We start from the raw sequence: 8616 nt of genomic DNA, 5'->3' as shown, positions 1-8616 counted from the left end.
ACTTATCTGATGAAGGTTTAACTCCACCTTGTAATTTACTTGCAACATATGATATATCATAAGCATCAATTAATCCATTTCCGTTTAAGTCAGCCATTGAAACATAATCCCAATCTGAATCAACAGTAGATAATCCTGTATAGTTTTGAAGGAATACTAAATCACCTTCTTCTATAGTTCCAGAATTGTTCCAGTCACCGACTACTTTACCATTAGTCCCCTCAACTTTATATGGTCTAAATTCTCTCATAGTAATGAAGTTACCAATAGATTCTTTTGTGATAATTTTAAAGTATCTAGCTTTTAATGGTTTATCGAATTCTATTGTTTTAACTTCTCCATCAGTTGACCAAGCAGGATTTCCTGAGTCTAATGCATTACTAAATACTTTTTCATAAGTAACGCCATCTAAACTACTATAAATTTCTGCTCTTTTAACTGATCCATTTCCACCTTTTCTAAATAAAAGTTCTAGTTTCTCAAGATCATAAGCCAGTTTCATATCTATGATTACAGGTTTATCAATAGCGCTTCCTGATGAATGGAATTGTGAACTATCATCTCCATCTACTGCCTTATCAGGTGAATCACTACTCCAGTTTCCTTCTGTCCATGTTACTTCCATTCCTTTAGGAACATTTCTATATGGATCTAATGAAGTTCTTGGAGAAATTACTTCAGTCCATTCTGAATACCCATCAGCACTTACACTTCTAACTCTATAATTATAAACTGTATCATAATCTAAGTTAGAATGATGGTAACTATTAGTTGGGTTATTTTTATATATTGTTCCATTAATTTCTACATCATATGAAGTTGCACCTTCAACAGCATCCCATGTTAAATCAATACTTGTTGGAGTTATTAAATCTTCTGGTGCAGTAAAGTTTGAAGGTGTTTGCATAGCATCATTTACTTCATTCTTATCTAACTCTTGAGTATTAACGAAATCGCTAACTGTTAATTCTACTTCATTTTTAGTTACATCAGTCTTATCTACTTTTACATAAACTTTAGGAGTTGTTGTTATTTCAACATCTGCAAACTCTGATCCCTCTGATGAATATTTGTTTAAGTTTGGTGATTGGTCATAGAAGTACATATTAGTTCCAGAATTATATTCTTCTAAAGTTGAAGCTTCTGTTAAAGCAACATTACTTCCACCAACTTTAACTCCTAGTTCTGATGGCTTTTCACTTACATTAACTACAAATTCTGTAGTTCTTTCAGTAATCATTCCATCATAACTTCCAGTTAATAATCCTGTTTTAATAACAGCTGTTCCTTTTCCTGTTTTAGGAGCAGAAGAAGTAATTAGAGTAGTTGCTGATTCACCTAATTCATAATCAGTAGTTAAACCATCATCTTCATAAACTTCAAAGCTTGTATCTCCACTTGGATATACTTCAAATTTACGCTCACCTCTATTTATATTTTCAGGTGTATTGTTTTCATTAGCCATTGGAATAATTGCCCCATTCTTTATGAATAAAGGTAATTTCCATACTGGAGCCTCAAAGTTATTTAATACTCCTCCACCTCTATAGTGTTCTCCTGTAAAGTAATCTATCCAAATTTGTTCTTCATCTGGAAGATATATTCCATTTCTAATATCATTACCCTTAGAATCAGTAGCAGTTTCTTCATATACAGGAGCTACTAACATATTTGGACCCCACATATATTGATATTCTGTATCTGTTCCATAAGTATATGCATCTGGATATTCAAGCATCATAGCTCTAATCATTGGCATACCAGTGTTTGTTGATTCATTAGCTATACTATAAACGTAAGGCATCATTTCACCTTTTAACTTAAGATACATTCTGTTAATTGAAGTATAAGGTTCATCAAACACATATGGATTTTTAGCATTGCTTCCCCATCCATCCATATCTAATTGAATTGGTGTAAATGCTTTCCATTGGAAATCACGAGTTTGAATTATTGGCTTATTACCACCAAATATACCATCCATATCTGATCCTACATTTGGATTACCAGATAAACCTGATCCTATATATGTTGGTATATGGAATCTAATATATTCCCATTCTCCACCATATTGGTCTCCTGACCATAAACCAGCATATCTTTGAGTTCCTGCCCAGCCATCTAGTGAAACAATAAATGGTCTTGCTCTATCTACTGAGTTATTTCTAATTCCATCAAAAGCTTGTCTTACTGAGTTAAGTGCAAAGGAGTATCCAGGTCCAACCCATGCAACGTCAGTTTTAACAGCATTAGTTCCGGCTACACCAACTTCCTTATCTATATCTCTTTCTAAATAAGCTTCTTGGCTTCCTGTTGGTTTTAGTTGACTTTGAGTCCAAAGACCTGATTGTATTCCCTTACTCTTTGTATAATCTACAAATTCTTTTAAGTTTGCAATATTTCCATCTATTGAATCTTCTCTACCATACCCACAACCATATCCATCATTTGGCATGAAATATCCAAGTGGCATGTCGTTATCAATGTGTTTATCTAAAACATTTTTAGCATCAACCATTAAAGTTTCTTGACGATCAAACCCTGGTTTTGGTGTTTGTGACTCTTGTCCAGTTTCATCGTTTATCCAGTCACGTGAATAACAGTTTAGATGTCCTAAATAGAATCCATACTCAGGCATCATAGCTGGCTTACCAGTTAATTCATGGAATTCACTTATAATATTATTTGGTTTTTCATCTACAAAGTAATATGCATCAAATCTTTTCTCTTCATGTGATGTAGTTACCTTACCTTTTTCAGTTGATGAAAAAGCATATTTTCCTGGCTTAAATGTATGTCTCATTGCTCCATAACCGTTAGTTGACCAATAGAATGGTGTTGGACTTGCTACCCCTCCATCAACCCAGTTGTTTTCATTTTTAACGTTTATTGTTTTTCCTTTATGTGAGAAACGTCCATTTTGCATTCCTCCACCATAAAAATACTCTTCGTCGTTAGTTTCTAAAGTTTGAACTGTCTCATTGTTTTTATATTTTAAAGCTTCCGCTTCTTTCCAAAGAGTCTCTCCAGTTTTCTTATTTACTAACTCCATTTTACTTGTTGCTTTTTCTACTCGTAATTCAACTACTTCTGTAGAAATAGTTAAAACGTCACCATCTACTATTGTTGGAATAGAACCTGCATAATCTTCATCTGCCTTTTCTCTAATAGTCGTTGTGTGATCTTTACCATTTGGTGTTGGGTCATCTTGGAAATTCCCTTCTGGATCCATATAAAGACGGAATGTATTGTCTTCTAAGAAAGTTAATCTTACACTTTCTCCTGTAACCATTTCAATTGTAATCTTGTTACCTGATTGTTCGAAGCTTTCTACCCCGCCTAATTGTCTAAACCCACCATTTCTTGTTTCAATACTATCATTTTCAACTTCATTAGTCATTGCTAATAAAGGTTCAGCAAAAATTGGACTTGCTGACATAAAGAAGTTTGTTGCAACCATAGTGCTTAATGTTATTGCTGCAATTTTTTGAATTAACATTTTTCTTTTCATTAAAATCCTCCACCCTCTGTAAAGCTTTTCTCTAAAATGTAAAAATTAAGACTATTTATTTCATTTTCTCTCTAACACCCCTAATATTTTACATTTAAGTATATTTTATTAATTTTTTCAATATTTGTCAAATATTTTCCTTAATTTGTTTGTATATTTATTTCATAAATTATATTTTGATAATTCTTTTAAAGAAAAAAGAGCTATAAACTTGTATCTATAGCTCTTTTACAACTATTAACTCAAACCTTGTTGAAAATTAAAAATATCTAAGGGGTTATATTTATTATTAATATTTTTTAATTTAAATAAATTTTCTCCATAATATTCTTTTTTATAAGATTTAAGAGGATATATAGGAAAGTTTATATAACTACCTGTAGTTATTTTCTTAATAAATTTAAACTTGCACATTACCCATTCTTTATTTATTTCAGCATACTTAGAATCTTCCCAAATGGATTGAATACCTATAATGAAATTAGAATCACGATAATAAAAGGCTGTTTCTTCCTTTCCTTTATCCTTTACAGCCCCTCCTAATCCATAAAAAGTTATACCTACAAATACTGACCCTTGTGGCCTAACACTTATTATCTTAGCCATATCTATAAGTTCATTATAGTTATATATCCTATCTGAAAATCTACCTGTAGACTTAAATTTTTCACTACTTGGATATCCATTTTCTACTTCCCTTATCGCTTCTATAAAAGTGGTGTATTTAAAATTACTTTCTGCTTTTGGTAATACTAAAAAGTCTTTTAGAATATCTTCTATTTCTTCCTTGTTTCCATAAAAAAGACCAAAAATATAAGATGCTACACCTTCATCAACTGAATTATAAAAACTTGCTCTCATATTAGCTCTTCTATCTAAATCAATATATAACTGTTGAAATTTATCCATTATTACAACTTGTTCGTCACTATTGATATCTTTATAATAGATAGAAAATAAAGTTACATTGTTAAATTTAGGTGGAAGGTTATACTTAATTTTATATACAATACCTAAGTTTCCACCACCTACTCCTCTTAAAGCCCAAAACAAATCTTTATTTATATTTTTATTAGCAACTATGCATTCACCTTTATAATTTATTAGTTCAAATTCAATTGCATTATCACAACCTAGTCCAAATAATCTAGATGATAATCCCCAGCCTCCTCCTAAAGTATAACCTACAACACCAACAGTCGGGCAGGTTCCTCCTGGAAATGGATATCCCTTATTTCCTAAAAATTCGTATAGTTCACTATTTTCTACTCCACATTCTATTTCTACAGAGTTTTCAGACTTACTGAATTTAATTTTCTTTAATAAACTTACGTCAATTACAACTAAGTTGTTTCCTGTTGAAAAGCCTTCATAATTATGTCCGCCAGACCTTACTCTAAATTCAATATTGTTTCTTATACAAAATTTTAAAGCTAAAGCTATATCTCCTTTATCAGTGCAATACAAAAAGGCTAATGGATATTTTTCAATTGCCCTATTCCATTCTTGTCTAACTACATTATATAGACTATTTTTTCTAGTAATAATTTCGCCTTTAAAACCTCTAATACAAAAATCCATCATTATCACAAACTTTTATTTATGAATACTTTCTATAATTTATAATATGTTGTAGCCTTTATAATATTTCTTTTAAATATTAAAAGCTCCTAAATCAGAATTTAATCTAATTTAGGAGCTTTTATAAATCTAAAAATTAATACTTAATATTACTTTTAAATTTTCTATTCTTTATTATCTAATTTATGTTCTACTACCCATGCATCTAATTCTTCTTCTGTAGTAATTCTTGGTAATTCAGATTTAACTTTTCCTTTATTAACAAAATATACTGAAGGTGTAGAATCAAAACTATCAAAAACTGTATTTATCTTTCTTCTATTATTTTGTATTTCTTCCTTTGTAGTTCCTTCATAATCTAATACTACATCAAAAAATGTAGCACCATGTTCTTCTAGATATGGAGTCATAATACTCTTTAATTTTCTACAATCATTACACGTTGTTTGTGTAAACATAACGGCAAAGGTATCCCCATCTTCTACCTTTTGAAGGGCATCATCTAGGCTTATTTCAACAATCTTTCCACTAGATGTATCTCTTTCATAGCTTCCTGCACAACCAGTTAAACTAGTAATAATTAATGTACACGCTAATACCATTCCTACAAGCTTTTTAAACATTTTATCCTCATCCTTTCTTAATACCATTAACATAATAATATCATAAAAGATGCAGTCTTACGACCACATCTTTCATGTTTTTCTAATAAATGTTTACTATTATCAGATTTATTTAAATTTATTTTTTAGTTCTTATATTTACTGATACAGGTTTTGATTCTTCCCCATTTGAGTACTTAGCTGTAACCTTATATCCGTAAATTGTATTAGCTTTTAACCCTTCTTCTTTGTATTCAGTAGTTCCAGCTTTAACAGTAGCTACTTCTTTACCATCTTTGTAGATTACATATTCATCTAATCCAATAACTGAAGTAGGAATATCCCATGTTAAAGTAGCTGAATTATTTGTAATTTCTGTTGCTCTTAAATTAACTGGTTTTGAAACAACTATTTCTTCAACTTCTCCACCATTTCCAACAGTTACTTCATACTTAGCAGTAAAGTTTCCATCTGCTGTAGTTGCAACTATATTTGTCTTTCCATCTTTAAGACCTCTTAAATAGTACTTAACATCTGTTCCGTCATCTAGACGTATAACATCTACAATACTTGAATCTTCTGAAGAAATTCTATAGTAATCGTTAGTTGCTTTATCTGGAGTTACATTTGCAAATACAGGAGTTACCTTGTTTACATCTAAGTGACTTGGTGCATCTACAAATTCTATTCCTGTTATTTCTTCACCTAATTGCTCATAGAATTCTATTTCATTTACAGCTAATGTATGATTATCTGTACGTCCTTCTAAAGCAGTTATAACTATTTTATCAAATACTTGATTATTTAAATCATAAGTTGTAGTAATAGTATTTATATCTGAAACTTCACCTAATTCTGTAGCTACTCCATTTAAGTAACCAACAGCTTTTACTTTTTTCATTGAAGAACCATGAATTTCTTGACCATTAGCTCTATGGTATATAGTAAAGTTATCCATTTTCTTTGGCTCATTAAATTCAAATATCATTTCAAATGGAAGACTTCCCTTATCCTCTTGATCTGGTGAGAATATCCACTTAAGATCCATACGTGATGAATCATCACTGCTAGTTGTTCCATCTATTAATTTATTTAAGCCCATTCCTGTTTGTAATTGACTTTCATCACCTGAAACAGTAATGTTTTCTTTAACTATTTTATTAGTAGTTGGCTTTGGTGTTGGTAATTCTGAATCTGGACTAACTACATTAGCTATTGCATTTTTAGGCATTGTTCTACTATCAACTAAAATTGCATTTGTTAATAACATATCAAAATTAACATCAGCTTTAGCTTTTAAAGTAATTGTTGAAACAGTAGTTGTTCCACTTACTTTTGTGCTTTCTCCTATATTACTAAATACAGCATAGATAGCTTGATTTCCGTCACCATGAACTCTTGATTTTGAAAGGTTCTTCATTGAAGTTGTTGCTTCAGCATTTTCTGGAGTTCCTATTAATTCATACTTAGATGCATCTAAAGGAATTTCAACACTAAATGCATTAACATCTGAAAGTCCAGTTCCTACTACATCAACAGTAAATGTTTCACCAGCTTTAATTTCAGTTTTACTTGGTACAAGCATTAATTCACCTGCAAGCTTGTCTTGAGTTGGAACAGCTCCATCTTCAAGCTTACTAGTTACATATGCTATATCATATGCATCAATTAATCCATTTCCGTTTAAGTCTGCCATTGAAACATAATTCCAATCAGAATCAACAGTAGATAATCCAGCATAGTTTTGAAGGAATGTTAAATCCCCTTCTTCTATCTTTCCACTATTATTCCAATCCCCTACAATTTGACCATTAGTTCCATCAACTTTATATGGACGGAATTCTCTCATAGCCATAAAGTTTCCTACAGCTTCTTTAACTACTATCTTAAAGTAACGAGCTTTAATTGGCTTATCGAAGTTTATAGTTTTTGCTTCTCCATCTGTTGCCCAAGCTTCATTTCCTGAATCCTTAGCATTTGAGAATAGTTTTTCATAATGAACACCATCTAAACTGCTATATATTTCTGCTCTCTTAACTGATCCATTACCATTTTTTCTGAATAATAATTCAAGTTTTTCAAGAGTATAAGATTTTTGCATATCAAATACAACTGGTTTATCAATAACATTTCCAGCTGAATGGAATTGTGAATTTGGATCTCCATCAACTGCATTTTCTGGAACTTCGTTGCTATAATGTCCTTCATTCCAAATAACTTGCATATCCTTTGGAACATTTCTATATGGATCTAAAGCAGTTTTTGGTGAAATAACTTCACTCCATTCTGAATGACCATCATTATTTACAGCTCTTACACGGTAGTTATAAACTGTATCATATTCAACATTAACATCAGTGAAGCTATTTTCTAAAATATTTTTATATATAGTTCCATCTATTTCAACATCATAAGAAGTAGCTCCTTCTACATTATCCCATTGAAGTCCAACTTGTGTTGCTGTTAATAAATCTTCTGGTGCATTGAAGTTTCCTGGAACACTTAAGTTTTCATTAACTTCATTTTTAGCTAAATCTTGTGTATTAGTAAAGTCTTTAATAGTTAATTGTACTGCATTTTCCTTTACATTAGTTTTATCAACCTTTACGTAAACCTTAGGTGTAGTAGTTATTTCTACATTAGCAAACTCTGAACCTTCAGTTGAGTATTTATTTAAGTTTGGAGCTTGGTCATAGAAGTACATATTTGTACCTGCATTAAACTCCTCTAATGATGATGCTTCTGTTAAAGCAACGTTATTTTCTCCGACTTTTGCTGATAACTCTGATGGTTTTTCACTTACATTTACTACAAATTCAGTAGTTCTTTCAGTTATCATACCTTCATATTCACCAACTATAGGTTCTACAGTTATTGTTGCAGTTCCTTTTCCAGTCTTAGGAGCTGATGAAGTAACATTTG

Annotated in this window: 4 protein-coding genes; all 4 read right to left on the bottom strand. The window is 31.1% G+C overall.

Features of this window, described 5'->3' with window-relative positions; genetic code table 11:
• Positions 1-3511, bottom strand: a 3511-nt coding sequence (locus ACRDBA_RS16790; protein ID WP_438574083.1) for a TIM-barrel domain-containing protein, incomplete at its 3' end; no start/stop codon positions are given.
• Between the two features lie 237 nt (positions 3512-3748).
• On the bottom strand, positions 3749-5095 hold the full coding sequence (locus ACRDBA_RS16785; RefSeq protein ID WP_438574082.1) for an FAD-binding protein: 1347 nt from the start codon (positions 5093-5095) through the stop codon (positions 3749-3751).
• Positions 5096-5256: 161 nt separating this feature from the next.
• Positions 5257-5715, bottom strand: a complete 459-nt coding sequence (locus tag ACRDBA_RS16780; protein ID WP_438574081.1) for a thioredoxin family protein — start codon at positions 5713-5715, stop codon at positions 5257-5259.
• Positions 5716-5833: 118 nt separating this feature from the next.
• Positions 5834-8616, bottom strand: a 2783-nt coding sequence (locus ACRDBA_RS16775; protein WP_438574080.1) for a discoidin domain-containing protein, incomplete at its 5' end; no start/stop codon positions are given.

The sequence above is a fragment of the Clostridium sp. genome (assembly GCF_051654825.1).
In the GTDB taxonomy this organism is placed as follows: Bacteria; Bacillota; Clostridia; order Clostridiales; family Clostridiaceae; genus Clostridium.
Note: the sequence above shows the minus strand (reverse complement) of the source record. Positions and strands in the feature narration are given on the sequence as shown.